Below are 25,390 nucleotides of genomic sequence, written 5' to 3' on the forward strand. Positions count from 1 at the left end.
CCCTTGATCAAGCGTTTCCCACGGTACCCCTCAGCAGAACATCCGTCCTCCCCCGAGCCGGGGGAAACCGCCGTTTTCGGCTGCTTCCCCCGGCGGCGGGGTGGCGCTCGCGACGCTTCGCTCGCACACTGGCCTTCGACGGATCGCTGGCGGGCGCTGGCATCACAGCATAGCGCAAGCGAGCCGATCCGCGCCGCTCGATGCGAGGGAGCCGGGCGGCAACGGAATGAATCATCAAGGAAGGGAGTTCGATATGTTCAAGAACGCTGCGGGCGAGGGCGTGCGGATGGATCTGTCGCGCCGGTCGTTCCTGACGGGCGTGGCCGGCGTGGGCGCCATCGCGGCGCTCGGCGGTCTGGCGGGATGCGCTCCGTCGCAGGAGAAAGCCGATGCGTCCGACGCGAAGGCGGATGCGGCCGCGGGCCCGAAGACCTACGACAAGGTGGACGCCACCTACGATACCGATCTGCTCATCGTGGGCGGAGGCGGCAGCGGCTTGGCCTGCGCGGTGCAGGCGGCGCTCAACAACACCAGCTTCATCCTCATCGAGAAGGGCTCCGAGCTGGGCGGCAACGCCAGCTTCGTGGAGGGCATGTTCGCCATCGAGTCGAAGATGGCCGAGGAGCAGGGCATTCACGTGACGCCGTCCGAGATCATCGAGGCCGAGCTCGTGCGCGGCCAGCATCGCCAGAACGGCGCGCTGTGGATGGACTTGTGCGCGAAGTCTGCCGAGAACATCGAATGGTGCCTGGAGCAGGGCGTCATGTACAGCGGGGTCATCGACGAGTACAACGGCGGCCTGTACCCCACGTTCCACTGGTTCAAGGACGGCAAGTGCAAGATCGGCTACGTCGAGCCCATGATCAAGCGCGTGGAAGAGCTGGGCATCGAGGTGCACCTCAACACGGCCGCCACCGCGCTCATCCAGAAGGACGGCGCGATCGTCGGCGCGTACGCCGAGGGCGACGAGGGCGTGGTTCAGTACAACTGCAAGGCCGTCGTGTTCGCCACCGGCGGCTTCGGCGGCAACCCCGAGCTCATCGAGAAGCAGGGCTGGGACATCGAGAACCTGTTCGTGGTGGGCTCGTCCAATGCGGCGGGCGACGCCTACCGCATGGCGCTCGAGGTGGGCGCGAAGGACTTCATGACCGACTCCGCGCAGAGTATCCTGTACAACATCCCCGCGCTGCCTCCCATCGACTTCCACAAAGACGCGCTCAACCCCGTGAACGGCTACTTCGGCATCGCGGCGGGCGGCCCGGTGCTGTGGGTCAACGAGGACGGCGACCGCTATACGCGCGAGAACCTCACCGACGACAACCTCGTGCTCCAGTGCATCCCCGGCAAGGACAACCTGGCGAACTACGTAGTGTTCGATCAGGGGATCTTCGACACGTTCTTCGGCACCACCGATGAGGGCCGCGCCATGTTCGAGGACGCGGTGAGCGGCGACAAGACTGAGACGCTGTTCAAGGCGGACAGCATCAAGGGACTGGCCGACGCATGCGGCCTCGATGCGGACGCGCTGGCGAAGACGGTCGAACGCTACAACGAGTTGGCGAAGAAGGGCAACGACGACGACTTCGGCAAGCCGGCCGAGAAGATGGTGGCCATCGAGAACGGCCCGTTCTATCTGGCCAAGCTGGGATACAGCTTCTTCTTCGAAGTGGGCGGCGTCACCACCGACAAGCAGCGTCGCGTGCTCGACGACCAGCTGCAGCCCATCCCCGGCCTGTACGCTATCGGCAACGACGGCAACATGCTGTACCGCCACGTGTACACCATCAACATGCCGGGCACTGCGTTCGGCAACCAGGTGAACTCGGGTCGCGAGGCGGCCAACAACGTGGCCGCGTTTCTGAAAGCCTAACGCACCTACGCGCACCTACGCGAAGCAGGGGCCGCAGCCTCTCCCTCCCCGGCTGCGGGCCCGTGCTGGTTTATTCGGCTCCTTGTGTCGCTGACGTGGACGCAAAACGGCAGCTATGACAATTTCAGGGGCAATAGCGAACCCCAGGCGGCACGAGAATTTCCGGCCACCTGGGGTTTCTGTTGTCGCCTCACAGTGAAGCTGGAGTTGCGCGTCCCGAACATTGTCATGGGTGCCCTTTTGCGCCCACGGCGGGGCGCGCTCTATATTAAACCACCGTTGACACGTACTGACGTTCGCCCGCAAATCGGCTCAGCTGCTTGCGATCGGGCCCGATCGCAAGCCTTCCTTGCCGGGCTGCAGCATGCATGGGGGGCGGCTCGACCCCGTCGGTCCCGGTACGGCCCGGCGTATGTCGACGGCGGTTCAACATAGGGATTCTCGTTTCGCGGCCGTTTTCGACGGGTACACGTCGCCGTTCAAGGCGTCTCGCGGCGCGGAAAAATGCACCGAGCCGCTGAGCTGGCCCTTTGGAAAACGTCCTCCTATGATCGGTGCGCTTGCTCGGGCGAAGCCCTTCCGAACGACGGATACCCGTCGGAAACGGCCACGACTGGAGGATCTCTATGTCGATGGTGGTTTAACATAGAGGGGGCGCGGCGGTGCACGGAGGGGCGCGGCGGGGCATGATGCGCGGCGGGGCACGCCGGTGCACGGCCCTGCTCGGCTTCGCACAGCGATCCTTTTTGTAGCTTTGGCTACAAAATACTTGTTCCCGCGTTACATATTACTCGTGACGTGATTGACTGCTTCCAAAAACCGCCCCTTTTACTATAGAGATGCCAAGAATTCTTGGTAGCCGACAAGGAAGGGGTTTCTTATGACTGAAGTTGATCCGCAAGTGAGGTTCGAGTACACCCACGGCCCGTGCCTGTATTCCAACCTGGCGGGAATCGAGCCGGAAGTGATCGAGGACCGTCACATCCGCCTGCGCATGCCGCTGAGCTTCATCCATGTCAACCACGTGGGCGTCGCGTATGCAGGGAGCCTCTTCGTTCTGGCAGAGGTCTCCGCTGGCGCGCTGTTCACCCAGGTGTTCGGCACCGGGAAGTTCGTCCCGATCATCCAGAGCGCGTCCATCAAGTACGTCGCGCCCGGCAAGTCGGCGATGATCGTCGACGTCGAGGTGCCGGAAGAGGAGGCTGCAGCGAAGGTCAAGATGATCGAAGAGCGCGGTCGCGGTCGCGTTCCCTTCAACCTCACGATCACCGACGAGGACGGAACGGTCCTCTCCGAGGCGGAGTTCGTGACGTACGCGCTTCCGGCCAACGCGAACCTGTAGGACGAAACAAGAGCCTCTGAACCGGGGCGAAAGACTTCACGTATGCACTTCCAATCAGAGCGTCCAACGCTAGCAGCACCTGAACAAAGGAGAGTGTTATGGATTTCAGTTTCACCGACGAGCAAATGCTTCTTGCCGACAGCCTGACCGAATGCCTCAAGCGCAACTTCACGCAGGAGGATTTCAACAAGGCCTACGAGAATGAAGAGTTCCCCATGGACGCGTGGAAGGCGCTGGCCGACAACGGCTTCCTCGCGATCGGCGCGCCCGAGGAGTTCGGCGGCACCCCGGCCGACCTCGTGACGCAGACTCTCGTCGCCTACCTCATCAACAAGTACGGCGGCCCGCTCGCGGGCTTCTACACCCTGGGCATGACCACGCTGCGCGACCTGCACGAGTTCGGCTCCGACGAGCACAAGAAGCTGATCGTCGAGCAGTACCTCAAGGGCGGCACCCCCTTCGCGCTCGGCATGTCCGAGCCGAACGCCGGCTCCGACGTGGCCGGCCTACAGACCTCGTACGTGCACGACGGCGACAACGTCATCATCAACGGCAGCAAGCACTACAACACCATCGCGAACCAGGTGGACTACATCCTCCTGCTCGCCAAGGACGCCGCCGTCGAGAACGTCTACCAGGCGGTGACGATGTTCATCCTGCCCGCCGACACGCCGGGCGTGGAGATCACCACGCTGCCGAAGCTGGGCGGCAAGAACCCCCTGCACATCTGCGAGATCTTCCTCAAGGACGTCGTGCTGCCGAAATCCATGATCCTGGGCGCTGAGCACGCCGGGTTCAAGCAGAGCATGAAGAACTTCGAGATCGAGCGCATCGCCTCCGTCGCCGGCTCGCTGGCCGTGGCGGAGAACGCCTTCGAGGACGCCGCCGCGTACGCCAACCAGCGCGTGCAGTACGGCCGTCCCATCGGCGAGAACCAGCTGATCCAGGAGAAGATCTTCGAGATGAAGATGAACGTCGAGCTGATGCGCTCGTACCTGTTCCGCGTCGCCTGGATGAAGGATCAGGACATGGACGTCCGCGTCGACCATGCGCTGCTCAAGTACTTCATGGTCCAGACCTGCCAGAAGGTCGTCGACGACGCGGTGCAGGTGCTGGGCGGCCTCGGCCTCGTCGGCAACCATCGCGTGATGAAGTACTACTGCGAGTGCCGTTCGTCCCGCATCGGCGCCGGCAGCGACCAGGTGATGATCTTCAGCACCGCTCCGCAGATCCTCAAGCAGTTCAAGTAGGCCTCGGGGCGGTTGCCCGATGGGGTTCGGCAACCGCCCTGCTCACCGGATCAAGGAAGGATGGACAGTATGGCTCATACATTTGACGTCCCTGCGTTCGGCCCGCTTTCAGGGGTGAAGGTCCTCGATACGGGCCAGATCATCGCAGGCCCCTTCGCCGGTTGCCTCATGGCGGAGAGCGGCGCGACGGTCATCCATGTGGACAGCGTGCGCGCTCCCGATGGGACGCGCGGCACCTACGGCTGGTCGCAGGAGCATCGCAACCAGCTCAACATGGCCCTCGATATCCCTTCCGAGGAGGGCAGGAAGGTCTTCTTGAGGCTCATCAAGTGGGCCGACATCTGGATCGAGTCCTCCAAGGGCGGCACGTACGAGAAGTGGGGGCTCACCGACGAGCTTCTGTGGGAGTACAACCCCCGGCTCGCCATCGTGCACACGTCGGGATACGGCCAGACGGGCCTCCCCGAGTACGTGAAGCAGGGTTCCTACGATGCCGCAGGCCAGGCGTTCTCCGGGTACATGTCGCTCAACGGCATGCCGGACACCCCGATGAAGGTCAACCCCTACATCTGCGACTACGTGACGGCGCTCAACACGTGCTGGTGCGCCATGGCGTGCTACATCTCCTCCCTGCGCAGCGGCAAGGGGGAGTCGGCCGACGTCGCCCAGTACGAGACGATGGTCAAGATCATGAACACGAAGCCCGCGGATTGGCTGAACGATCGCAAGGTCACGCCGCGCACGGGCAACGCCGACAACCTGGCGGCGGCGTTCAGCTTCTACACCTGCAAGGACGGCGTGCCCATCTTCATCGGCATGTCGGGCGCCGGCCCCGCCAAGGCCGGGTATCCGATCGTCGGGCTGCCCGAGCCGGGCACGGGCGACCCTGACTTCCCCGCAGGGATGGGCGGCGACGTCATCTGGTCCGAGCGCGGCCAGCGCATCGACAAGGCTGTCGCCGACTACTGCGCGGCGCACGACTCGCAAGAGGTCGAGGCCGTGATGAAGGAGAAGAAGATCCCCTGCCAGCGCGTCTACACGCTCGAGGATTGCGAGAACGACCCCCATTTCCAGGCGCGCGAAGTGTTCACCGAATGGGAGGATCCGATCTTCGGCAAGCTCAAGGGCATCGGCCTGATCAACAAGTTCAAGGTGAATCCCGCTCAGATCTGGCGAGGCGCCCCGTTGTTCGGCAACGACAACGACGACATCCTGGGCGAGCTCGGGTTCTCGGAGGACGAGATCAAGGCGCTTTACGACGGCGGCACCATCAAGCAGTGGGACCGCGACGAGTCGATCAGGTACCTCGGGCTCGACCAAAAGTTTGGTCTCGAGCCCTCGCAATAACGGTACAGCGGAAAGCTGCTGCGGGCGCGGGAGTCGTCTTGGAGAGGAAGATCTCTCGCGCCTGCACGGCCACTTGCGTTTGTAGTCCGTAAGCAACATCTCGAATAAGCAGTTCGCGCTCGCCCGTCGAAACGCAGGCATTTCGTAAGGGCTTGGAAAGACATTGCCTCCGTAGCAAGCCGGCGGGCGAGCTCGACGCTGTCAGCACTCGACAAGACTATCCGTGCAAGGAAGGGGATGAGAGACCATGTCCGACGTGCAATTGAAGAACCCGACGCGATCGTTGTACATTCTCTTTGCCGGCGTGTTCATCATGATGGTCGTGGTGACGGTCAACACGCCCGCTTATCCGGCCATCATGGCCGATCTGAAGTTCGAAGCGGTGTACATCACGTGGATCAACGTGTTCTACGCGCTTGCCGCCGCCGTTCTGGCACCGGTGATGGGCCGGTTCGGCGACTTGGCCGGTTTGAAGAAGGCGCTGGTGGCCGGTCTGATTGTGTTCGCGATCGGCACGCTCCTGCTGGCCATCGCTCCTGCTCTGCCCGTGTACCTCGGCGGCCGCTTCGCCCAGGGCCTCGGCGTGGCGTGCGCGATGCCCGCCTGCATGACGTTCATCGGGCGTTTTTTCCCGCCCGACAAGATCGCGAAGAACTTCACCATCTTCGGCGCTTGCTGCACCGCCGGCCCGATCTTCGGGCCGCTCATCGCGAGCGCGTTCCTGTCAGCCGACTTCCTCGGTTGGCGGCTGATGTACGCGACCGGCGCGGCTCTCGCGGGCCTGGTCGGCATCATCGTGATATTCGTCCTGCCCAAGATTCCCGCCGTAGTCCAGGAGAAGACGAAGTTCGACGTCTCCGGCGCGGTCTGCATGTTCATCGCCGTCGGCAGCTTCCTGCTCTCGCCGACGCTCGCAAGCCTCAACGGGTGGACGTCGCCCATCGTCATCGGGCTGCTCGCCCTGTTCCTGGTCTTCGGCATCGCCTTCATCGTGCTTGAAACCAAGAAGGCGAACCCGCTGGTCAACTTGAAGTTCGTGAAGTCGAAGAACTTCAGCATCCCCATCGTGATCTACATGGTGTTCAGCGCCATGCTCCAGGCTTTCATGTACATGCTCTCGTACGTCGTCGTGCTCGGCATGGGCCATCCTGCAGCCATGACGGGAACCATCTTCTCCTTCATGTACATCATCATGACGGCTTCGGCGGTGCTCGTCGGCAAGCTGATGGCCAAGGTCAACTGGCGCACGGTCGCGTTCATCCCGATCATCCTCAACATAGCAGGTTGCGTGACGTTCATGCTCACGAACGCGCAAAGCCCCATCTGGATGGTGTTCCTCGCGTGCGGCTTCCTGGGCGTTGCGAACGCGTTCAACACCCCGCTCTTCACCACGAGCGCCATGGCCAAGGTTCCCGACGAGAGCGCTCGCGGCTCGGCATCGGGCACGTTCAGGATGCTCGGCGACTTGGGCGGTCCTATCGGCGTCGCGGTGTTCATCCCGATGCTGACCGGCCTCGCCCTGCGTCCCGACGGCGTGATGGACTACAGCGCCGCCTTCCCCCAGGTTGCCATGACGATGGGCATCGTCATCGCGCTGTGCCTGATCCTCGCGTTCTTCTATCCCCGTCATGATCCGAAGGAAGACGCGGAAGCCGGCGCCGCAAGCGCCGAATAGACGGTTTATGAGATCGAGTTAGAAAGAAGGTAGTGCATGGATATTCTATTCTGCTACAAGTTGTCGCCCGACAGCGAGGACGTGAAGGGCCTGCCCAACGGCGACATTACGTACGAGAAGGCGAAGTGGATCGTGGGCGATTACGACTTGTCGGCTGCGGAGGCGGCGGTCTCGCTCGCGAAGACCTGCGATGCCACGGTGAAGGGTCTGAGCGTCGGCAACGAGGAGCTGAAGAACTCCCGGACGCGCAAGGGCGTGCTGGCGCGCGGCTGCGACGAGCTGGTGCTGCTCCAGGACGCGTCGCTCGAACAGCTCGACAGCCATCAGACCGCCGCTTTGCTGGCGAAGATGGTGCAGACGCTCGAGGGCTACGACCTCGTCGTGTGCGGCGAGGGCTCGAGCGACGAGTACGCCCGCCAGGTCGGGCTGCAGCTCGGCGAGATGCTCGGCGTCCCGACGACCAACGCCGTCAGCAAGCTCGTGGGCATCGAGGACGGCAAGCTCGTCGCCGAGCGCACGGTCGGCAACGCGGTGCACACGTTGGAGATCCCGCTCCCAGCTGTGGTGAGCGTCACCTCTGATATCTTCGAACCCTGCATCCCTTCGATGCGGGACATCCTGGACGCCGGCAAGAAGCCCGTCACGGAGCTGTCGCTCGCCGACATCGGCGAGGTTCCCGCGGCTTCCACCGTTCTTGAGCTGCGCGCTCCTAAGGAGAAGGACCGCAAGCGCATCGTCATCGAGGGCAGCGCCGAGGAGATCGCGACCGAGTTCGTGAACGCCTTGGAACGCGACGGCCTACTGGAAGGAGGTTTCGCCAATGTCTAGGATCTGGGTTTACGCCGACACGCAGTCGGCTGTCGCGGAGCTGGTTGCGGGCGCACGGTCGATCGGGAAGGAAAAGCCTGCCGTCCTGGTGGTTCCCGGAACGCTCGACCCGCAGGAAGTCGTGCGGATCGGGGCCGATGCGTACGTTCTCGGAGCCGGCGGGTCCTCGCCCGAGGACTACGTCCCGACCATGGAGAAGCTTGTGAGGGACGAAGGCCCTGCAGCGCTGTTCTTCGGCACGACGGTCGTCTGCCGAGCGCTGGCGGCCCGCCTTGCGGCGCGCCTCGGCGTGAACGTGTTCTCCGACGTGAAGGACATGGGCGACGATCTTGTTGCAAGCCAGCTCGTGTACGGAGGCGGCGCGCACCGGAAGGTCAAGAGCGACGGGATCTGCATGGCGATGTTCGGGCCGAGCTCCTTCGCTGCGGAGGAGGCGGACGAGGACGGTTCCGTCATCGAGGCGGCGTACGTGGAGCCGGCGTGGTCCATCCGCGTGCTCGAGACGAAGGAGAAGGCCTCGGAGGCGGTCGACATCGCAGCGGCGAAGCGCATCGTAGCCGTCGGCAGGGGCATCTCCGAAGAGTCCGACTTGGAGATGATCGGGAAGCTGGCGAAGCTCCTGCATGCGGAGGTCGGCTGCACCCGTCCGCTCGCCGAAGGCAACGGCTGGATGCCCACCGAGCGCTACATCGGCATTTCCGGCAACTTCGTGAAGCCCGACCTGATCGTGGAGATCGGCATCTCCGGTCAGGTGCAGCATACGGTCGGCATCGGCGATTCCAAGGTCATCGCCACGATCAACAAGGATGAGGACTGCGCCTTGATGAAGCAATCGGACTACTGCATGCCGGCAGACCTCTACGAAGCCGTCCCCGCCTTGATCGCGGAGCTGGAGAAGCGCGCCTAGCGGGGATCGCGCGGCACGTTGCGGTAGGCACGGAAGGATGAACATGGACCTGAACGCTTTTCGTCCCATAGGCGAGATCATGGACGGCTACGCGGAGGAGCGTCCCGACGAGGATGTGCTCGTCGAGGTGTCCCGCTCGGGCGAGCGTCGCGCGATGACGTACGCGCAGCTGCGGGATGCGAGCGACAGCGTTGCGGCCCTGCTTTGGGATGCGAGCGAAAAGCGCCCCTTCTGTGCCATCGTGGAACTTCCCAATTGCTCGGACCACATCGTCTGGGCAATTGGGATATGGAAAGCCGGGGGATGCTACGTCCCCGTCTCGACAAGGCTTTCCGAGGAGGTGCGGCAGATGGTGCTCGACGCCCTCGACCCCGCCGTGATGGTGACGGAGAGGGAATGCGGGCATCGCGAGAACTGCCATGTGTACGCCCCCAGAGACCCCCGGCTTCAAGACGTCGACCCGAGCGCCCTGCCCGCCGACGCCGCATGCACGTCGTGCAAGATCATCCTGACGGCGGGAACGACCGGCACGCCGAAAGCGGTCATGCAGGACTCGGCGATCGGCGCATCGGCCGAGATCCTCGCGGACTGGTTCCGCATGAGCGGTCAGGACTACGATCAGACCCAGCTGCTCATCGGGCCGTTGAACCACGGTGCGGCCGGGAGCTCGGCCTTCATGGGGCTGATGGCGGGGCATCGACTGGCGATCATGGAGAAGGCCGACGCCCGGCAGGCGCTCGAGCTTATCGTGGACTTGAAGGTGAACGCGATCTCCATGGTTCCGACGATGATGAGGCGCATCGCCGCCTTGCCCGAGGTCGACGACGCCGACCTCTCGTCCCTCACGGCGCTCTGCCATACGGGAGGCTTCTGCACCCAGGAGCTGAAGCGCCGCTGGATAGGCCTTGTCGGGGCGGAGCACGTCTACGAGATCTATTCCATGTCCGAGCTGATCGGGATGACGGTCATCCGCGGCGACGAGTGGCTGCAGCATCCGGGCAGCGTCGGGAAGGCCGTCGATTGCGAGATCGCCATCCGCGAGGACGGCGTGGAGTTGCCTCCGGGCGTCGTCGGGGAGATTTACATGCGGAGGACGGGAGGGGTCGCGATGCGCCTCTCCGATGACGAGGAGGCGAAGCGGGTCAAGAGCCCCGACGGCTTCTACTGCGTGGGGGACATGGGCTATCTGGACGACGAGGGCTATCTGCACTTCTCGGACCGCCGCACCGACATGATCGTGACCGGGGGGATGAACGTCTACGTGTGCGAGGTGGAGCGGGAGATCCTGCGCCATCCGGAGGTGAGCGAGGCCGCTGTCGTGGGGGTTCCCGACCCCGAATGGGGCAAGAAGATATGCGCGTACGTCGTCATGAAGCCCCAAGATCATCCTGCTTCCGACGAGGATCGCGCGCAGGTTTTGAAAGCGTTCTTGAAGCTGCGCTTGGATTCGTACAAGATTCCCAAGCAGTTCCATTTTGTAGAGTCCCTGCCGACGAACGAGGCAGGGAAGGTGCTGCGCCATAGGCTTATCTCGCACGAGTGAGGATCGGCTCGGGGTTCTGTTTGCGTTTGGCGTTGGTAATTCGACTAGGGAGGGCATATGGCTGATTTTGACGCAATCGTCGTCGGCTCGGGTTGCGCGGGTCCGATCGCCGCGTACGAGCTTGCGAAAGCAGGGAAGAGCGTGCTCGTCATCGAACGAGGGAACTATGCGGGCGCGAAGAACATGACGGGAGGGCGTCTGTACGCCCATTCCCTGAAAGAAGTGTTCCCCGACTTCGAGAAGGACGCGCCGCTCGAGCGCGAGATCACGCATGAGCGCATCTCCATGCTGGCTCCGGATGCGAACTTCACCGTCGACTTCACGTCGGACCTCATGCAGCGCGAGGGCAGCAACTCGTACTCCGTGCTTCGCGGGCCGTTCGACCAGTGGCTGGCCATGCAGGCGGAGGACGCCGGAGCTGAGTACATCTACGGCATCGCCGTCGAGCGCCTTCTGAAGGACGATGCCGGCAAGGTCATCGGCGTGAGCGCCGGCGAGGACGAGATCACGGCCGACGTGGTCATCCTGTGCGACGGCGTGAACTCGCTCCTCATCGACCAGGCGGTTGGCTTCAGGCGTCCCGCTGCGTCCGCGATGGCGGTGGGCATCAAGCAGGTCATCGAGGTCCCGGACTCGCAGATCGAGGATCGCCTGCTGTGCGGGAAGGGCAAGGGAGCCGCGTGGCTTTTCGTGGGCGATGCGACGCACGGCTCCATCGGCGGCGGCTTCATGTACGCCAACAAATCGTCCATCTCCCTGGGTTTGGTCGCGACCATCTCCACGCTGGCGGAGTCTCCGACGCCGATCTACCAGATGCTCGAGGACTTCAAGGGCCATCCGGCGGTGGCTCCCCTCATCGAAGGGGGGAAGGTCGTCGAGCATTCGGGGCACATGGTGCCTGAGGGCGGTTTGGACATGATGCCCGAGCTCGTGGGCGACGGCGTGATGCTCGCCGGAGAATCGGCCATGATGTGCGTCAACCTCGGGTACATGGTACGCGGCATGGACTACGCCATCGCTGCGGGCATGCATGCCGGCCGATGCGCGGCGAAGGCCCTCGATGCGGGCGACACCTCGAAGGCGGGCCTGGGCGGTTACGTCGCGGCGCTTGAAAGCGGCTTCGTCTTGCAGGATCTGAGCCAGTTCAGACGGTTCCCGCATTTCATGGAGGAGACGACCCGGCTTTTCAACGAGTACCCCGCCATGATCCGCGACATCATGAACGAAATGTTCGTGGTGGACGGCAGCCCGGTGAAACCGCTGAAGAAATCGATCATGCCCATCGTCAAGCGCGTTGGGTTTGGCGCCATCTTCAAAGATGCGAGGAAGGGGATGAAGGCCCTATGAGCGAGCTGTGCCCGATCACCGTCAACGTGGACGAGTGCCTGAGCCTGAACAAGTACAACGTCGATGAAGGACATGCCCATATCCTGCTCGATGAGAACGGTCCGCTGGACGAGTTCATGAAGCTCGTCCGCGTGTGTCCTGCGGCGCTGTACAAGATCGACGACGAGGGAGCGAGGTCCTTCGACTACGCAGGCTGCCTGGAATGCGGCACGTGCCGCATAGCATGCGGGGATACGATCGTCGTAAGTTGGGAGAATCCTCAGCCCTCGATGGGGATTGAATACCGGTACGGGTAAGTTTCGGCGTGTTCGCCGCGCCCGTAAAAGATGATATGCGCGTTCGGAAGGGACTCCGGTTTTCGGGATCCCTTTCGGACGTACAGGGGATTTTGGCATTTGATCGCGTGCCGCTCTGCATGTAAAGTATAGGTATCATCTAGAATATATAAGGCAGCGCGAAAGGGGATTCGCTTGCTTTTCAATCGAGCGTTACGGGGTGAGTCCATGAGTAAAAGCACCAGCAAGCCATGCACGTGTCTGAATCCGTTTTGCGCGCAAATTGCCCCCGAGGTTCGCACGCATCTATGCGATGTGTGCACGTCCGTACACTACGGAAAGTATAAACGGCTTTACGTCCCCACGTACAATCCGAGACTGTTCATCATCAAGGAGGGGCTGGCGGTCCAAAAGATCGTGCTTCCGAATGGAAAGCAATTCGGATTGTCGTTCGACGGCCCCGGATGTGCTCTCGGCACGTTTTTCGGTACTCCTTTGACCGATCCCTTTCCCCACAAAAGCTCGTTCTCCGAAGTGTTGCAGCCGGTCAGGGGAGGGCTGATATCCGTTGCCGATGCGCGGAGCCTGGCAGATAGGTTCCCTGTGCTTACCAACCTGTTCTTGAAGAACATGGAGAGCAACTTGGCGCGGATGATCGACTTCTCCTATCACCTCGCCCTGCCCGATAGCGTTGACAAGATCGTATACGTGCTCAAGCATTTGAAAAGCCAGGGGATAGGGCTTGACGAGCTCACGCATGAGGACATCGCTTCGTTGTTGAACATGAACCGAGTGACGGTGACGAAGACGATGAGGGCCGCATTGGCCCGGTTGGACGATGGAGAGGCCGGAAGCGTCTAGCGCTGTCGAGCGATCGCGCCGGTCGTTCGTGGCGGAAAGGGGGAGAAATTCGTCGTCGAAACGCCTTCCCGCATGCGAAGCGCCCTGAGGCCATAGAGCCGACCTGGTAGAATTCGAGCGGTGCTCGTTCCGGGAGCCCAAACGGGACGTTTCGACGACGAATTTCTCCCCCTTTCCGCCATGGAACCCTCGCTCTCTCGGGGCGCGCGGTGCGGCATCCCTCTCCGTTCCATCCCGGCTTCGGCATTGCTCTTTTGGGCGCAAAACGCCACCCATGACAATTTCCGCGACGGCGGCGAACTCCGGAAAGGGAAAGGGTTTTCCGCCACCTGGGGTTTTTCTTGCCGTCGAACCGGCAAAACCCGAATCGCACGTCCTGAAATTGTCACGGGTGCCGTTTTGCGCCCACGGCGGCCTGGGCGTCGGCGACGTTATGGAACCCTTGGAATTCGAATCGCCATCTGCGGCTACGTGCAGGACGTGAAGATTGTGAAACCGTCAAGTCGCCGTGTTATAGTTGTCACGAATTCGTTGCTCGTTGCGGTGCCGAATCGTCCAAAATAAGAGGATACGACTCAACGGTGAGGTATGCGCAGCGAATACGAGGAGGTTTACATGACTGACTTCGCGCGCGGCATCGATCGCCGCACGTTTATATTCGGTGCAGCCGCCTTGGGCGCGGCCACGCTGTTGCGGCCGACGCTTGCGTTCGCCGACCCCACGTCCGCCGATAAGTTCGCAGAAGCCGATTCCGTCCGCGCCCGCATCAACGAGATGCAAGAGCAGCTGACCATCGCCGGCGAGAACTACTACAAGGCGCTCGACGAGCACGAAGCGGCGGTGCAGGCCGTTGCCGACGCTCAGGCGCGCATCGACGAGGCGAACGCCCAGATCGCCGATTTGCAGGACAAGCTGAGCAAGCGTGCGCGCAGCATGTACCGCAACGGCCAAACCACGGCGCTCGACATCATCTTGGGCGCCGCCACGTTCGAAGAGTTCGCCACGAGCTGGGACTTGCTGAACGACATCAACGACAACGATGCCGCGATGGTGCAGGAGACGAAAGACCTGCGCGCCGAGGTTGAAGCGGCGAAGCTCGAGTTGGAAGAGCAGGAGCGCATCGCCGCGGAGAAGACCGAGGAAGCGGCGCGCATCAAAGCCGACGCCGAGCTGACCATCGCCGAGCTGGAAACCACGTTGCAGCAGTTGGACGCCGAGGCGCAGGCGCTGCTGGTACAGGAGCAGGAAGCGGCGCGCGCCGCCGAAGCCGCCGCTGTCGCGGCCCAGGTCACGCGCACGTACGCGTACAGCACGAACACCGCCTCCATCCCGTCGCAGGGCTCGGTGGTGGACTACGCGCTGTCGCGTATCGGCTGCCCCTACGTGTGGGGCGCGGCCGGCCCGAACGAGTTCGACTGCTCGGGCCTGGTGACGTGGGCGTACGCCCAGGTGGGCATCTCGGTGCCGCACCAGACCGAATCCATGTACTACGCCGCGGCCGCGCGTCTGCCGGTTTCCGAGGCGCAGCCGGGCGACGTGCTGTGGATCAGCTACGGCGACGGCTATAACGGGCACGCGGGCATCGCGTGCAGCGCGGGCGGCTCGCACTACGTTCACGCCCCCACCTTTGGCGCGCGTGTGCGCGACACCGACCCGCTCAGCTGGGCCGGGTTCACCCACGCGCTTCGGTTCGCATAGACAGAAGGAGAACGAATGACCACGCTGTTCGTCAACGCGTGCATGCGCGGCGAGGCCTCGCGCACGCTTGCGCTGTGCCGTGAATACCTGGAACGCTTCGATGACGTCACGGAAGTCGACGTCGCGGCGCTCGACCTCAAGCCGTTCGACGCCGAGATGGTGGCCTACCGCACGGAGAAGCAGAAGGCGGGGGAGTGGGACGATCCCATCTTCAGCCTGTCGCGCCAGTTCGCCGAAGCGGACGACATCGTCATCGGCGTTCCGTACTGGGACCTCTCGTTCCCGGCTGCGTTCAAGACCTACCTCGAGCACGTCAGCGTGTGCGAGCTGACGTTCCATTACACCGAAGACGCGCGTTGCGAGGGCATCTGCAAGGCCAAGCGCATCACGTACATCACCACGTGCGGCGGCTTCGTGGAGGGGGCGAACTTCGGCTTCGAGTACGTCAGCGGCATCGCCAAGATGTTCGGCATCCCCGAGATCCGCTTCGTGGCGGCCGAGGGCCTCGACATCGTGGGCATCGACGTGCAGGCGCAGCTGGACAAGGCGCGCGCCCAGATGGCGAAGCTCGATTGAGCGGCTTTCCCGCAGGATCGTACGAGGGAGGGCTGACGGTTTCGCGTGAGCCTCGCTTCTCGCATCCTGAGGGATTCGATGACGGTCTGTCCATCGTGGCGGTGTCCGTCATGGTGCAACGCGCGCTCAACTGCGTGGACCCGCGGCTTGTCGATCACGGGCTGCGGGTTGCCACGTTGTTCGACGCCATGCTGGAAGTGAGCGGCATGGTCGACGCGACGCAGCGGCGGGCGGCCTACTTCGTCGCGCTGCTGCACGACGTGGGGGCGTACCGCACGGAGGAGATCGATCGCATGGTGGCGTTCGAGACCGACAGCGTGTGGGAGCACTCGTTTTACGGCTATCTGTTCTTCAAGGAGCTGTCGCCCCTCGTCGATTACGCTGAGGTGATCCTGTACCACCACATGCCCTACGACGGGTTCACGAACCAAGACCCGTACGTGAAATTCCTGGCCAGCGCCTTGCATGTGGCCGATCGCGTGGACATCCTGCTGCTCGAGCACCCGCAGGTCGACGCGGCCGAGGTGGAGCGTTTGCTGGCGGATGTGCGTCCGGGGCTGTTCTCGCCCGATGCGCTGGCGCTGTTCTCCGAGGCGCAGCGACGCTTCGACATGCTGTCGGTGCTGCGCGACGGGGTGAGCGCGCCCGATCTCGCACATATCGTGGCCGATCCGTCGGGAACGGGCTCGGCCACGTCGTATCTCGACATGCTCGTGCACGTCATCGATTTCCGCAGCCGTCACACCGTCACCCATACGGTAACCACGGCATGGGTTGCTTACGAGCTGGCGTTGCGTCTGATGGGCGACCAGCCGTCCGCCGCGCGCGTGTATGCGAGCGCGCTCGTGCACGACGTGGGCAAGATCGGCATCCCGCTGTCCATTCTGGAGAAGCCGGGCCGTCTCGACGACGATGAAATGGCGGTCATGCGCACGCATGTGGCGCTGACCGAGGGCATTCTCGAAGACTGCGTGGAGCTCTCCATGATTTTGCCGGCTGTGCGCCACCACGAGAAGCTCGACGGAACGGGGTACCCGCGCGGGCTGCATGCCGACGAGCTGGCGCTGCCCGATCGCATCATCGCGGTGGCCGACATCGTGAGCGCGCTCGTGGGCACGCGCAGCTACAAGAAGGCGTATCCTAAGGAAAAGGTGCTCGAGTTGCTGGCCGAGCAGGTCGCCGCAGGCAAGATCGATGCCGCGGTGGTGGACGCGATGACGTGCGACTACGATGCCATCATGGTTTCGGTCGCCGCTGCGTGCCTGCCGGTGGCGGCGGCGTACGAGCGCGTGCAGGATCAGTACCTGTGGCTGCTGAGCGAGCTGAGGAGCATGCAAGCCGAGAGTGAGGAGAAGAGCGCATGAAACGCCTGTTGATCGTTGTGGACTATCAGAACGATTTCGTGGACGGGGCGCTGGGCTTTCCCGGGGCAGAGAAGCTGGCGGGCCCCATCGCCGCGAAGGTCGCCGAATATCGAGAGCGCGCCGACGAGATCGTGTGGACGCTCGACACGCATCGTCGCGACTACCTAAAAACGCGCGAAGGGCGCAACCTGCCGGTGGAGCATTGCGTCGAGGGGACGCCCGGGCACGCGCTGTACGGCGAGATCGCGTCGCTCGTGCGCCCGATAGACGAGGTGTTCAGCAAGCCGACGTTCGGCTCGGCCGACCTGTTCGAGTGGCTGCGCGTGGCGCAGCGAGCCGCCGCCGAGCTGGACAAGCCGCCGTTCGAGAGCATCGAGCTGGTAGGCCTCGTGTCCAACATCTGCGTGATCTCGAACGCCGTGCTCGCGCAGGCGGCCTGCCCCGAGGTGCCCATCATCGTGGATGCCGCCTGCACCGCGTCGTTCGACCCCGCCCTGCATGAGAAGGCCCTCGACGTGATGGAGGGTTTGCAGGTCGAGGTGACCAACCGCTAGCCTGACCCGCGGCGGCCTCGACGGCCGCCGCGACGCTTCGATGCCCGGTTACGCCAGCGCTTCCACGTCGGCTTCCGTGACGGGGCTCTTGGATTCCAGCTTGCCGCCGGTGGCTGCCTGTATGCCGCAGATGCGTCCCGTCATGATGCAATGCCCGGCCGACATGCCGCCCTGGTACATCGACCAATCGGGGCTGCCGCACAGCTGGCCGGCGCTGAAACCGGTCACCCAAAGGTTCGGGATGACTTCTCCGTCGGTGCGCAGCGCCTGGTAGTTCTCGTTCACGGTGACGCCGGCGCACAGCGCGGATACGCGCACATGCTTATGGATGCCCCAGAACGGCGCCTTCTCGATCTTCTTGAGGTACTTCGCCTGCTTGCCGAAGTCCTCGTCGAACCCGGCTTCGACCAGCTCGTTGTAACGCGCGACGGACTTCTTGAGCGCGTCGGCGGGGATTTCCAGCTTCGCGGCAAGCTCGTCGAGGGTGTCGCAGCGATACGTGCCGATGAGGCTTTCGATGACGTTCGCGCCGCTTTCGGCCGAGCGATCCATCTCGACGTCGGGCATGTACACCTGGATCTTTTCCTTGTCGGTGGGCTTGCCGCCCCATTCTGTGACCTGCTCCACGTAGTCGTCGTCGAAGATCTGCGAGTACCAGCCAGGTTTCGGCTGGTTGCGCAGTACGCAGTTCACTTCCTCGAACACGCAGTCCTCGTTCATGAACCGCTCGCCGTTCTCGTTCACGAACAGGAACGGCTCGTCGAACATGGGGCCGGAGTCGAAATCGTGCATCATGTGGGAGTGGCCCACGGGCACGAACCCGGCGCCTACGGCCATGGACATGAGGATGCCGTCGCCGGTCTTGTTGCTCTGCTTGCGGTCGAACTCCTTCACGTCGGGGCAGTAGCGCTCCACGAGGCTCTGGTTGTTCTGGTAGTCGCCGGTGGAGAGGATGACGCCCTTCGTCGCGTTGAACTTGATGTACGAGCTGCCGCTTTTGCCGATCACGCCCGTGACGGTTCCGGAGTCGTCGGTGACCAGCTGCACGCCTGGCGTCGAATAGAAGAATTCCACGCCCTTGCTTGCGGCCAGCTCGGCCAAATGCTCCACCATCGTGCCGTTGTTGTACGGCTTCGGTCCGAACATGATGCTGCGACGCGCGCACTTCGAGCCGTCCTCGTATTCGGTCACGGCCGTGGGGCGCACCGTGTAGGGCGGAAAGCCCGCTTCGGCCGTGCGCACCTGCGTCCAGCGGATGGCCTCGCCCGAGTACCTGCAGTACGTTTCGGCCAGCTTGCGGTCGGCGCGCCAACGGCAATCCTCGAGGTATCCTTGCAGGTAGTTCATCACGCCCTGCTCGTCGCTTTGGTCGAGCAGCACGCCCGAGCAGGTGCCGCCCTGGGCGATGGGCTTCGACTCCTTCTGCAGCACGGCGACGGTCGCGCCTTCTTCAAGCGCGCTCAGCGCAGCGGGGACGCCGCCCGTGCCGGCGCCGACGACCACGACGTCGAACGTCTTCTCCTCGGCGATGTCGGTGATGGGCTCGACGACGACGGGCGACTCCTCGAAGTCGCTCGCTTGAAGCCCTGCGGGGTAGGTCGATGCGGTCTCGCCGCCGTTCGCTTCCGGCGCGGCCGGCGAACAGCCTGCGAGCCCTGCCCCCGTGGCGACGATGCCGGTGGCAAGCGCCCCTTTCAGAAAATCTCGACGATTCAGTTCCATAGCTCCCTCTCCTTTCCTTGATGCGTGCATGCCTGGATGCGGACCTTGAGCCGCATGGGAGGGAGGGCGGTTCGCGGCCCGGCATCCAAGCTTGTTCGAACCTACCAAGCGAGAGGGGGAATTTCCTCCTACAAACGGTATGAAGTTGCAGGCGGCGGATCATCTCATCCTGGTTTTCTGATATAAACGTATCGTGGGAGGAGGGGTTTCATGGGATCGGTTCGTTTGTTCTTCTCGCGAACGCCCGGCATCGGCTGCGCGGTCGTCGGGTTGGCGTGCGCGCTCATGGCGCTTGAGATCCAGCGCATGCCCGTTGCTCGCTTCGTGAGCTTTTCCATGTTCGCGCCGGTTCCGTACGCCGTCGAGGCTGCGGTGATGCTGGCGATCGTCGCTCTGTATCGCCTGCGCCCCGCGTGGCGCGTGAGCGATCGCCGCTCGGTGCGTGGCGCGGTCGCCCTGCTGTCGGTGGCTTCCACGTGGCTTCTTCTGTATGCTTCGCTGGTGGATGACGGTTTGGCGCTGGCGACGCTCGTACTGTATCGCGTGGGAACGGGTTTGCTGCTGGTCCTGTGGGGCGAGCGCCTCATTTCGCTGGGCGCGCGCCGCGCCGCCTGTGCGTTCGCCGCCGCGTGCCTGTTGTCCGGGCTGCTGACCATGGGCCTCGCGCTGTTCTCGGGAGAGATCGCGCGCGTGCTGCTGGGCGCGCTGCCCGTGGTTGCCGGAGGGCTGTTCGTGCTGTACGGGCCAAAACCTCAGGGTGGCGAGCGCCGGGCGGGCGACGAGCTCGACCGTCCGCTTCCTCGTTTCGCCTGCTCGACGTTCAAGGATCGAGCCGTCGCGGTCAGCTTGATCGCGCTGCCCCTCGTGTGTCGCGGCCCCATGGTCTCGTCGCAGTCGACGTGGATGGGGCTGCAGGGCGACGCGGCGATGGCGGCGCTGATCCAAATGGCTATCGGGTGCGGCATCGTCGCTGCCGGACTCATCATGCTGCTCGTCGTCAAGCGCGTATGGAACCGCAGCTTCATCCTGGTGTACGAGCTGTTCGTGCTTCCCGTGACGTTCGTGTCGTTCTACACGGCGCAGGCGTCGGGCGACTTATGGTTCCTGCACATGCTCATCGTGGATTCCACGTACAAGGTGACGCTGTTCTACATCATGATGACGCCGTTCTTATTCTCAGAGAGGGTGCGCAAAGGGAATGCGTCAACGCCCCTGCTGTTCTCGTTCGCCTTCATGATCGCCATCCGTGCCCTGTTCGCGGGGTTGCACGCAGCCGTGCCCGCCCCGCTGTACGCAAGTTTGACGGTAGTGGTCGTGCTGGCGACGTTCGCGGGAGGGGTGGCGCTGTCGTTCTTGATCATGCAGCGACAGGCGGCGAGGCGCGAGGCGAGCGAGGTGGCCGCGGTCGAGGCGGCCCGCGCGGGTCTTGAGGAGCGCTGCGCCGCCGTTGCCGCGCGCTTCGATTTGACCCCGCGCGAGCGCGAGATCCTCGTGTTGCTGGCGCAGAACTACCGCGCTCCCTACATTGCCGAGAAGCTGGTGGTGAGCCAGTCGACGGTGAAGACGCATATGCGCAACCTCTACAGCAAGCTGGGCGTACATTCCCAAGCGGAGCTTCTTCTTCGACTGGACGACGAAGCCGAGAGCATCACCGCCGGCTAGTGGTGGCGGGCGAAGGCTTCGAGGACGAGCTGGGCGCGGGTGCCGATGGGGGTTTCGTTTTCCGCGAGGAAGCGGGGGACGTCGGCGATGGGCAGCAGGAACGGCTCGATGAGCTCCGCCGGTTCCGGTTGCGCGTCGGCCACCTTTTCCACCTGGGCGAACACGACGTGCACGGTCTCGTCGGTGAGGCCGGTCGACGAGTAGCCGGCCTGCGGCAACGGTTGGAGCGCCGCCGCTTCGCCCGCGTCGGCGCGTAGAGCGTAACCCGTCTCCTCGCGCAGCTCGCGGTCCACGCACGTTGCCAGATCCTCGCCGGGTTCCATGAGGCCGGCCGGGAACGCGATGCACCAGCTGTTCAGGGGGTAGCGAAACTCGCGGATGAGCAGCAGCTCGTCGGTTGCAGTTTGCCCGACGATGCATACGGCATCGGCGGGCGACGCTTCGCCGGCCGCGTTGGCGTCGAGCTCGGCGCGGTACGCGTCGAGGTTCTTGCGCGAGGCGCTTTCGTACTCGTATGTGGAGCCGTCGGGCATCGCGTACGTCAGGACGTACTTCTTGATCCAGCCGTCGGATACTTGGCGGATGTCGGAGAGCTGGGGGATGGCGGAAGCGGGTTTGGGCATGGGGTCAGGCTCCTGTTCTCGAAGGCGGTCGTGCGCGGTCTAGAAGTCGAACACCTCGCCGACGTTCGCGGCGATGCAGAGGTCGGCTTGGCGGTCGCGCGGGGTGGGGGTGCGGTTGACGATGACGAGCCGGCTGCCGGTGAAGAAGTCGATGAGCCCCGCGGCCGGGTACACGGCCAGGGAGGTGCCTGCCACGACCAGCAGATCGGCCAGCGCGATAGCGTCGACGGCGCCGTGCATCGTGCGTTCGTCGAGAGGCTCCTCGTACAGGACGACGTCGGGCTTGACGATCCCGTCGCAGACGGGACATCGCGGGATGCCGTCGGCGCTTTGCGTGCGAAGGGCCAGCAGGTCGTCCACGGGATAGGGCGCGCCGCACTGCATGCAGAAATTGCGCAGGACGCTGCCGTGCAGCTCGAACACGCGCGCGCTGCCCGCCTTCTGATGAAGGCCGTCGATGTTCTGCGTCACCACGGAGGCCAGCGTGCCCGCCTGCTCGAGTTCGGCCAGCTTGCGATGCGCGCGGTTCGGCTGGGCGTCGAGCGCCAGCATGCGGTCGCAGTAGAAATCGAAGAACGCGCCAGGGTTCTCGTCGAAGAAGCTGCGGCTGGTCATCTGCTCGGGCGGGTAGGGGTACTTCTGCGCGTACAGGCCGTCCGGGCTGCGGAAGTCGGGGATGCCGCTCTCGGTGGACACGCCCGCGCCGCCGAAGAACACCATGCTGCCCGGCGGCGTGTCGGCCACCCAGCTGCGGAACGTCTCGATGTCGCGTACGGTTTCGTCCATGGATCCTCCAATCGGGTTCTCCTCATGATACCACGCACCTCGAGCCGGATGTTTCACGTGAAACATCCGTACGGGTTCCTGCATCGCGTCGGCCGTACGCGATCAGCTCACAAAGAAAGACGACCTCGCGGTCGCCTTTCCCGCCCCGCCGCGCCCCAGTACGCGGCGGGGATGCCTCGCTGTTCGAATGCCTAGCCTTCGATGGAGATGGTCTTCTTCTCCTCGAGCTTCGGCTGCTCCTGCTTCTTCGGAACGGCGATGTTCAACACGCCGTCCTCGAACTTCGCCTTGATGTCGTCTTCCTCGATGTCGTCGCCCACGAAGAACGTGCGGCTGCACTTCCCGCTGAAGCGCTCCTTGCGGACGTACGTGCCCTTCTCGTCCTTGTCCTCGGACTCGGACTGCGTCTGGGCGGTGATGGTGAGGTAGCCGTCCTTGAGCTCGGCCTGCACGTCGTCCTTCTTGAAGCCGGGCAGGTCGATAGTCAGCTCGTATCCCGCGTCCGTTTCCTTGATGTCGGTGCGCATGAGCGTGGGGGACATCTTCTGCATCGCCTGCATCGGAGCGGTTGCCGCATCGAAGAACGCGTCGAACGGGTCGGTCATCAGCTCGCTCAACAGGTTGCGGTTCCTTCGCATCGGTACCATCATAGCCATGTTCATCAACTCCTCGTGTCGTCTTTCGTCTTACGTGGTGGGCGGTGGTTCCGGCTGCGCCGGCACGCCGCCTCGCTTGGTATGCCCCCATTCTAAGATGAGAATTAGCACTCGACAACCGAGAGTGCTAATTCGTAACGAGTTCGTCATTTTTGAAGGCTCAACGAAGGTTTTACGGGTTGCGAAAGGCACGGTTCCTTGGCCTATACTGAGTGCTTGCTCGGTTTGCAGCGAGGGAAGGAGCGGCATGACCGTTATCGGTCTTATATCCGACACGCACGGACGGTTGCCCGATGAGGCGCTTGCGGCCATGGCCGACGTTGACCACATCATCCATGCGGGCGACATCGGCGGCCCTGAGATCCTCCATGCGCTCAAGGCGCTGGCGCCGACCACGGTGGTGCTCGGCAACGACGACTTCGACGAGTACGGCGCACGGGTGTGCCGCTTCGCGCACCCCGTCATCGACGGCGTGCGCTTCCTCGTGGCGCACTATCCGCGCGACGTGCAGATCGGGTTCAACGGCTGCGCGGGCCTGGCAGCGGGCGATCCTATCCCGCAGGTGTGCGTCCACGGGCACACGCATGTTCCCGAGCTGGTGTACGGGCCCGAGGCGCGCCCGGCGTCGTACGTCGTCTGCCCCGGCGCGCCGTTCCGTCCGCGCGGCGGGTTCCCGAAGTGCACGGGACGCATGGTGGTGGAGGATGGTCGCGTGCTGGGCGTGCGCATCGCGTCGCTCGACGGCCAGACGCTGTTCGAAGTGGGCGAGGGGCTCTCGTGACGGTGGAACGGGAACAAATGTTTCACGTGAAACATCCGAAACGGTCCCGGCGGGCCGCTGCCGTCATCACGCTTGTCGTGCTGCTGGGCGCGTCGTGGATCAATGCCGTCATAGCCGATGCTCCGTCGCCGAGCTCGTCGCAGCAGGCGGCTGCGACGTCGATTTCGGGCGCAGCGTCCGCAGGCGTGAGCGACGCGGCGTACCGCGCCGCCGATCGGGATGCGTCGCGCGGGACGGAGACGCAGCGCGCGCACCTCGATCCCGCCTCGTTCGAACGCGTGACGGTGCGCCACGTGGTGGACGGCGACACGCTCGCCGTTGCGACCGAGAACGGCGACCACGTGTCGGTGCGTTTGATCGGAATAGACACCCCCGAGAGCGTGGCACCTCAGGAGGAGCGCAACTGCGAGGAGGGCGTGCTGGCATCCGACCACATGAAAGAGCTTGTGGGCGAAGGCGACACGCTGTGGTTGCAGTACGACACGAGCGTCACCGACCAGTACGACCGTCCGCTCGCCTACGTGTGGCGCGCCCTGCCCGCCAGCGCCGCGGAGGCGGACGATCCTGCCGTCATCGCGCGCGACATGCTGAACGCCATCCAAGTGATCGACGGCTACGGCCAGGCCAAAACCTACCGTCCCGACACCTATCACGACAACCTTTTCGCTCAGTGGGGCGACGAGGCTCTCGCCGACGCCCGCGGCGTCACTCGCAAGTGGGCCTGACAAGCAGGTTACCGAGCGCGCGTACGGCATAAGAGGCACAAGAACAGGTGTTTCGCACGAAACATCGGGCGTTGCGGCTGCTGATGCGAACGGGCGGCTCGTGCGAGCCGCCCGTTCAGGGGAGGGAGGGAACGTCGAAGGCGCGTCAGCCGACCGTCGCGGCATGCGGGTCGGGCGCGTGGTGGCGCAGGAGGGCGCGCCGCATGCGCAGCACAGCGTAGACGCCTATCGTAACGGAGTACACCGCCAGGCTGATGGCGGCCGTGTCGCGTCCGGCGAGCGCGGACGGACCCAGCAGCAACGCGAGATGCACGTACGTGAGCAGGTAGAACGGGTATGCCAGGCGCTGCACGCTCTTCCAGCGCGCGGCGCTCATCCGCCGCTTCACCGCCTGGAACGAGGTGACCAGCAAGACGGCCATGAGAGCTGTCAGCGGCCCTGCGAGAGCCAGCGAGAACCCGAGGTTCCCGGCGAACGCCGAGCCCAGCCGCGGCACGTAGGAGACGCCGTAGAATGCCAGGTGCCCAAGCGCGAACACGCATCCCAGGATGGACAGCTGCCGTCGGATGGGCATGAGCCGCGCCCGCAGGGGCGACCCCTCGTCGAACACGCCCACGAACATCACGACCGTGAACAGCGCGAATGCAAGTGCGCATCGCTGCATGAGCGGCATGAAGTGCGGCCACAGGCCGCCCGTCGCGTTCGCGCTCGTCCCGAACCAGTACAGGCCCACAAGCGCAAGCGCCGCGAGGTAGAATGGGACAGGGTAGCGCTTCAACGGCTTCGCAAGTGGAACAACAAGAACGATGCAGCACGCCAATGCGATCAAGAACCTCATACCAACCCCCTTTGTTGGTCACGATTCTGTCATACTATCATAGTATAGCTTGAATAGCAATATGGCAGCTACTGTTGAACCACCAGGTCGTTTTCCTGGGCAATTGTCCTCAACTTAGGGACATACTACGTGCTATTCTTCGTTGACTGTCATAGTTTAT

The 25,390-nt window shown here is 63.7% G+C and carries 23 protein-coding genes; 18 read left to right on the forward strand and 5 right to left on the reverse strand.

From position 1 onward, the window contains the following. The first annotated feature begins 253 nt into the window (after nucleotides 1–253). From C1A15_RS04405 to C1A15_RS04475, 15 genes are all read left to right on the forward strand, one after another. Nucleotides 254–1,870, forward strand: coding sequence for an FAD-dependent oxidoreductase (locus tag C1A15_RS04405; RefSeq protein WP_101721434.1), 1,617 nt, complete (start codon nucleotides 254–256; stop codon nucleotides 1,868–1,870). 880 nt (nucleotides 1,871–2,750) lie between these two features. After that, complete coding sequence (locus C1A15_RS04410; RefSeq protein ID WP_101721435.1) at nucleotides 2,751–3,212, forward strand: PaaI family thioesterase; 462 nt, start codon at nucleotides 2,751–2,753, stop codon at nucleotides 3,210–3,212. 98 nt (nucleotides 3,213–3,310) lie between these two features. After that, on the forward strand, nucleotides 3,311–4,462 hold the full coding sequence (locus C1A15_RS04415; RefSeq protein ID WP_101721436.1) for an acyl-CoA dehydrogenase family protein: 1,152 nt from the start codon (nucleotides 3,311–3,313) through the stop codon (nucleotides 4,460–4,462). A 69-nt stretch (nucleotides 4,463–4,531) separates the two neighbouring features. Next, nucleotides 4,532–5,809, forward strand: coding sequence for a CoA transferase (locus tag C1A15_RS04420; RefSeq protein WP_101721437.1), 1,278 nt, complete (start codon nucleotides 4,532–4,534; stop codon nucleotides 5,807–5,809). A gap of 247 nt (nucleotides 5,810–6,056) precedes the next feature. After that, on the forward strand, nucleotides 6,057–7,484 hold the full coding sequence (locus tag C1A15_RS04425) for an MFS transporter (protein WP_101721438.1): 1,428 nt from the start codon (nucleotides 6,057–6,059) through the stop codon (nucleotides 7,482–7,484). 36 nt (nucleotides 7,485–7,520) lie between these two features. Next, a complete protein-coding gene (gene fixA / locus C1A15_RS04430) occupies nucleotides 7,521–8,312 on the forward strand; it encodes a putative electron transfer flavoprotein FixA (RefSeq protein ID WP_101721439.1) in 792 nt (263 codons plus the stop codon). Then, nucleotides 8,305–9,219 (forward strand): electron transfer flavoprotein subunit alpha/FixB family protein, encoded by a 915-nt coding sequence (locus tag C1A15_RS04435; RefSeq protein ID WP_101721440.1) that lies wholly within the window; start codon nucleotides 8,305–8,307, stop codon nucleotides 9,217–9,219. The genes fixA and C1A15_RS04435 overlap by 8 nt, the downstream gene beginning before the upstream one ends. 43 nt (nucleotides 9,220–9,262) lie before the next feature. Continuing rightward, a complete protein-coding gene (locus tag C1A15_RS04440; RefSeq protein ID WP_180952993.1) occupies nucleotides 9,263–10,762 on the forward strand; it encodes a class I adenylate-forming enzyme family protein in 1,500 nt (499 codons plus the stop codon). A 57-nt stretch (nucleotides 10,763–10,819) separates the two neighbouring features. Continuing rightward, nucleotides 10,820–12,109 (forward strand): FAD-dependent oxidoreductase, encoded by a 1,290-nt coding sequence (locus tag C1A15_RS04445; protein WP_101721442.1) that lies wholly within the window; start codon nucleotides 10,820–10,822, stop codon nucleotides 12,107–12,109. Continuing rightward, on the forward strand, nucleotides 12,106–12,405 hold the full coding sequence (locus C1A15_RS04450; RefSeq protein ID WP_101721443.1) for a ferredoxin family protein: 300 nt from the start codon (nucleotides 12,106–12,108) through the stop codon (nucleotides 12,403–12,405). The genes C1A15_RS04445 and C1A15_RS04450 overlap by 4 nt, the downstream gene beginning before the upstream one ends. A gap of 207 nt (nucleotides 12,406–12,612) precedes the next feature. Further along, the gene (locus C1A15_RS04455) at nucleotides 12,613–13,245 is read left to right on the forward strand and encodes a Crp/Fnr family transcriptional regulator (RefSeq protein ID WP_146001806.1); all 633 of its coding nucleotides are present in this window, start codon (nucleotides 12,613–12,615) and stop codon (nucleotides 13,243–13,245) included. Nucleotides 13,246–13,917: 672 nt separating this feature from the next. Beyond that, complete coding sequence (locus C1A15_RS04460) at nucleotides 13,918–14,943, forward strand: C40 family peptidase (RefSeq protein ID WP_425430952.1); 1,026 nt, start codon at nucleotides 13,918–13,920, stop codon at nucleotides 14,941–14,943. Between the two features lie 15 nt (nucleotides 14,944–14,958). Then, nucleotides 14,959–15,519 (forward strand): NAD(P)H-dependent oxidoreductase, encoded by a 561-nt coding sequence (locus C1A15_RS04465; protein ID WP_101721445.1) that lies wholly within the window; start codon nucleotides 14,959–14,961, stop codon nucleotides 15,517–15,519. Continuing rightward, nucleotides 15,516–16,883, forward strand: a complete 1,368-nt coding sequence (locus C1A15_RS04470; RefSeq protein ID WP_245864914.1) for an HD-GYP domain-containing protein — start codon at nucleotides 15,516–15,518, stop codon at nucleotides 16,881–16,883. Before C1A15_RS04465 ends, C1A15_RS04470 begins: the two co-directional genes overlap by 4 nt. Further along, nucleotides 16,880–17,437, forward strand: a complete 558-nt coding sequence (locus C1A15_RS04475; protein WP_101721446.1) for a cysteine hydrolase family protein — start codon at nucleotides 16,880–16,882, stop codon at nucleotides 17,435–17,437. The genes C1A15_RS04470 and C1A15_RS04475 overlap by 4 nt, the downstream gene beginning before the upstream one ends. Nucleotides 17,438–17,485: 48 nt before the next feature. Here the strand turns inward: C1A15_RS04475 and C1A15_RS04480 are convergent, their stop codons facing one another. Beyond that, nucleotides 17,486–19,159, reverse strand: a complete 1,674-nt coding sequence (locus C1A15_RS04480; RefSeq protein WP_101721447.1) for an FAD-dependent oxidoreductase — start codon at nucleotides 19,157–19,159, stop codon at nucleotides 17,486–17,488. A 210-nt stretch (nucleotides 19,160–19,369) separates the two neighbouring features. Between C1A15_RS04480 and C1A15_RS04485 the strand changes: the two genes are divergently transcribed. After that, the gene (locus C1A15_RS04485; protein ID WP_101721448.1) at nucleotides 19,370–20,821 is read left to right on the forward strand and encodes a helix-turn-helix transcriptional regulator; all 1,452 of its coding nucleotides are present in this window, start codon (nucleotides 19,370–19,372) and stop codon (nucleotides 20,819–20,821) included. Here the strand turns inward: C1A15_RS04485 and C1A15_RS04490 are convergent. The 3 genes from C1A15_RS04490 to C1A15_RS04500 form a co-directional block, all read right to left on the reverse strand. Next, nucleotides 20,818–21,444: an NUDIX hydrolase gene (locus C1A15_RS04490; protein ID WP_101721449.1), complete on the reverse strand. Its 627-nt coding sequence runs from the start codon at nucleotides 21,442–21,444 to the stop codon at nucleotides 20,818–20,820. The genes C1A15_RS04485 and C1A15_RS04490 overlap by 4 nt on opposite strands. Before the next feature lie 39 nt (nucleotides 21,445–21,483). Continuing rightward, nucleotides 21,484–22,230, reverse strand: coding sequence for an NAD-dependent protein deacylase (locus C1A15_RS04495; RefSeq protein WP_101721450.1), 747 nt, complete (start codon nucleotides 22,228–22,230; stop codon nucleotides 21,484–21,486). A 191-nt stretch (nucleotides 22,231–22,421) separates the two neighbouring features. Beyond that, nucleotides 22,422–22,886, reverse strand: a complete 465-nt coding sequence (locus tag C1A15_RS04500; RefSeq protein WP_101723695.1) for an Hsp20/alpha crystallin family protein — start codon at nucleotides 22,884–22,886, stop codon at nucleotides 22,422–22,424. Nucleotides 22,887–23,133: 247 nt separating this feature from the next. Between C1A15_RS04500 and C1A15_RS04505 the strand changes: the two genes are divergently transcribed. Together C1A15_RS04505 and C1A15_RS04510 are read left to right on the forward strand one after the other, a co-directional pair. Further along, nucleotides 23,134–23,667, forward strand: coding sequence for a metallophosphoesterase family protein (locus tag C1A15_RS04505; RefSeq protein ID WP_101721451.1), 534 nt, complete (start codon nucleotides 23,134–23,136; stop codon nucleotides 23,665–23,667). A 26-nt stretch (nucleotides 23,668–23,693) separates the two neighbouring features. Further along, entirely contained in the window at nucleotides 23,694–24,392 is a 699-nt protein-coding gene (locus C1A15_RS04510; protein WP_180952994.1) for a thermonuclease family protein, read from the forward strand. Nucleotides 24,393–24,537: 145 nt separating this feature from the next. On the opposite strand, the gene C1A15_RS04515 is transcribed toward C1A15_RS04510, so the two are convergent. Further along, nucleotides 24,538–25,230, reverse strand: a complete 693-nt coding sequence (locus tag C1A15_RS04515; protein ID WP_101721453.1) for a ferric reductase-like transmembrane domain-containing protein — start codon at nucleotides 25,228–25,230, stop codon at nucleotides 24,538–24,540. Between the last annotated feature and the right edge of the window lie 160 nt (nucleotides 25,231–25,390).

It is taken from the genome of Eggerthella timonensis (assembly GCF_900184265.1).
Lineage (GTDB): Bacteria > Actinomycetota > Coriobacteriia > Coriobacteriales > Eggerthellaceae > Eggerthella > Eggerthella timonensis.

Coding starts and splice junctions, on each gene's coding strand:
- C1A15_RS04405 (WP_101721434.1), top strand. CDS start 254: ATGTTCAAGAACGCTGCGGGCGAGGGCGTGCGGATGGATCTGTCGCGC.
- C1A15_RS04410 (WP_101721435.1), top strand. CDS start 2,751: ATGACTGAAGTTGATCCGCAAGTGAGGTTCGAGTACACCCACGGCCCG.
- C1A15_RS04415 (WP_101721436.1), top strand. CDS start 3,311: ATGGATTTCAGTTTCACCGACGAGCAAATGCTTCTTGCCGACAGCCTG.
- C1A15_RS04420 (WP_101721437.1), top strand. CDS start 4,532: ATGGCTCATACATTTGACGTCCCTGCGTTCGGCCCGCTTTCAGGGGTG.
- C1A15_RS04425 (WP_101721438.1), top strand. CDS start 6,057: ATGTCCGACGTGCAATTGAAGAACCCGACGCGATCGTTGTACATTCTC.
- fixA (WP_101721439.1), top strand. CDS start 7,521: ATGGATATTCTATTCTGCTACAAGTTGTCGCCCGACAGCGAGGACGTG.
- C1A15_RS04435 (WP_101721440.1), top strand. CDS start 8,305: ATGTCTAGGATCTGGGTTTACGCCGACACGCAGTCGGCTGTCGCGGAG.
- C1A15_RS04440 (WP_180952993.1), top strand. CDS start 9,263: ATGGACCTGAACGCTTTTCGTCCCATAGGCGAGATCATGGACGGCTAC.
- C1A15_RS04445 (WP_101721442.1), top strand. CDS start 10,820: ATGGCTGATTTTGACGCAATCGTCGTCGGCTCGGGTTGCGCGGGTCCG.
- C1A15_RS04450 (WP_101721443.1), top strand. CDS start 12,106: ATGAGCGAGCTGTGCCCGATCACCGTCAACGTGGACGAGTGCCTGAGC.
- C1A15_RS04455 (WP_146001806.1), top strand. CDS start 12,613: ATGAGTAAAAGCACCAGCAAGCCATGCACGTGTCTGAATCCGTTTTGC.
- C1A15_RS04465 (WP_101721445.1), top strand. CDS start 14,959: ATGACCACGCTGTTCGTCAACGCGTGCATGCGCGGCGAGGCCTCGCGC.
- C1A15_RS04475 (WP_101721446.1), top strand. CDS start 16,880: ATGAAACGCCTGTTGATCGTTGTGGACTATCAGAACGATTTCGTGGAC.
- C1A15_RS04480 (WP_101721447.1), bottom strand. CDS start 19,159: ATGGAACTGAATCGTCGAGATTTTCTGAAAGGGGCGCTTGCCACCGGC.
- C1A15_RS04485 (WP_101721448.1), top strand. CDS start 19,370: ATGGGATCGGTTCGTTTGTTCTTCTCGCGAACGCCCGGCATCGGCTGC.
- C1A15_RS04490 (WP_101721449.1), bottom strand. CDS start 21,444: ATGCCCAAACCCGCTTCCGCCATCCCCCAGCTCTCCGACATCCGCCAA.
- C1A15_RS04495 (WP_101721450.1), bottom strand. CDS start 22,230: ATGGACGAAACCGTACGCGACATCGAGACGTTCCGCAGCTGGGTGGCC.
- C1A15_RS04500 (WP_101723695.1), bottom strand. CDS start 22,886: ATGGCTATGATGGTACCGATGCGAAGGAACCGCAACCTGTTGAGCGAG.
- C1A15_RS04505 (WP_101721451.1), top strand. CDS start 23,134: ATGACCGTTATCGGTCTTATATCCGACACGCACGGACGGTTGCCCGAT.
- C1A15_RS04515 (WP_101721453.1), bottom strand. CDS start 25,230: ATGAGGTTCTTGATCGCATTGGCGTGCTGCATCGTTCTTGTTGTTCCA.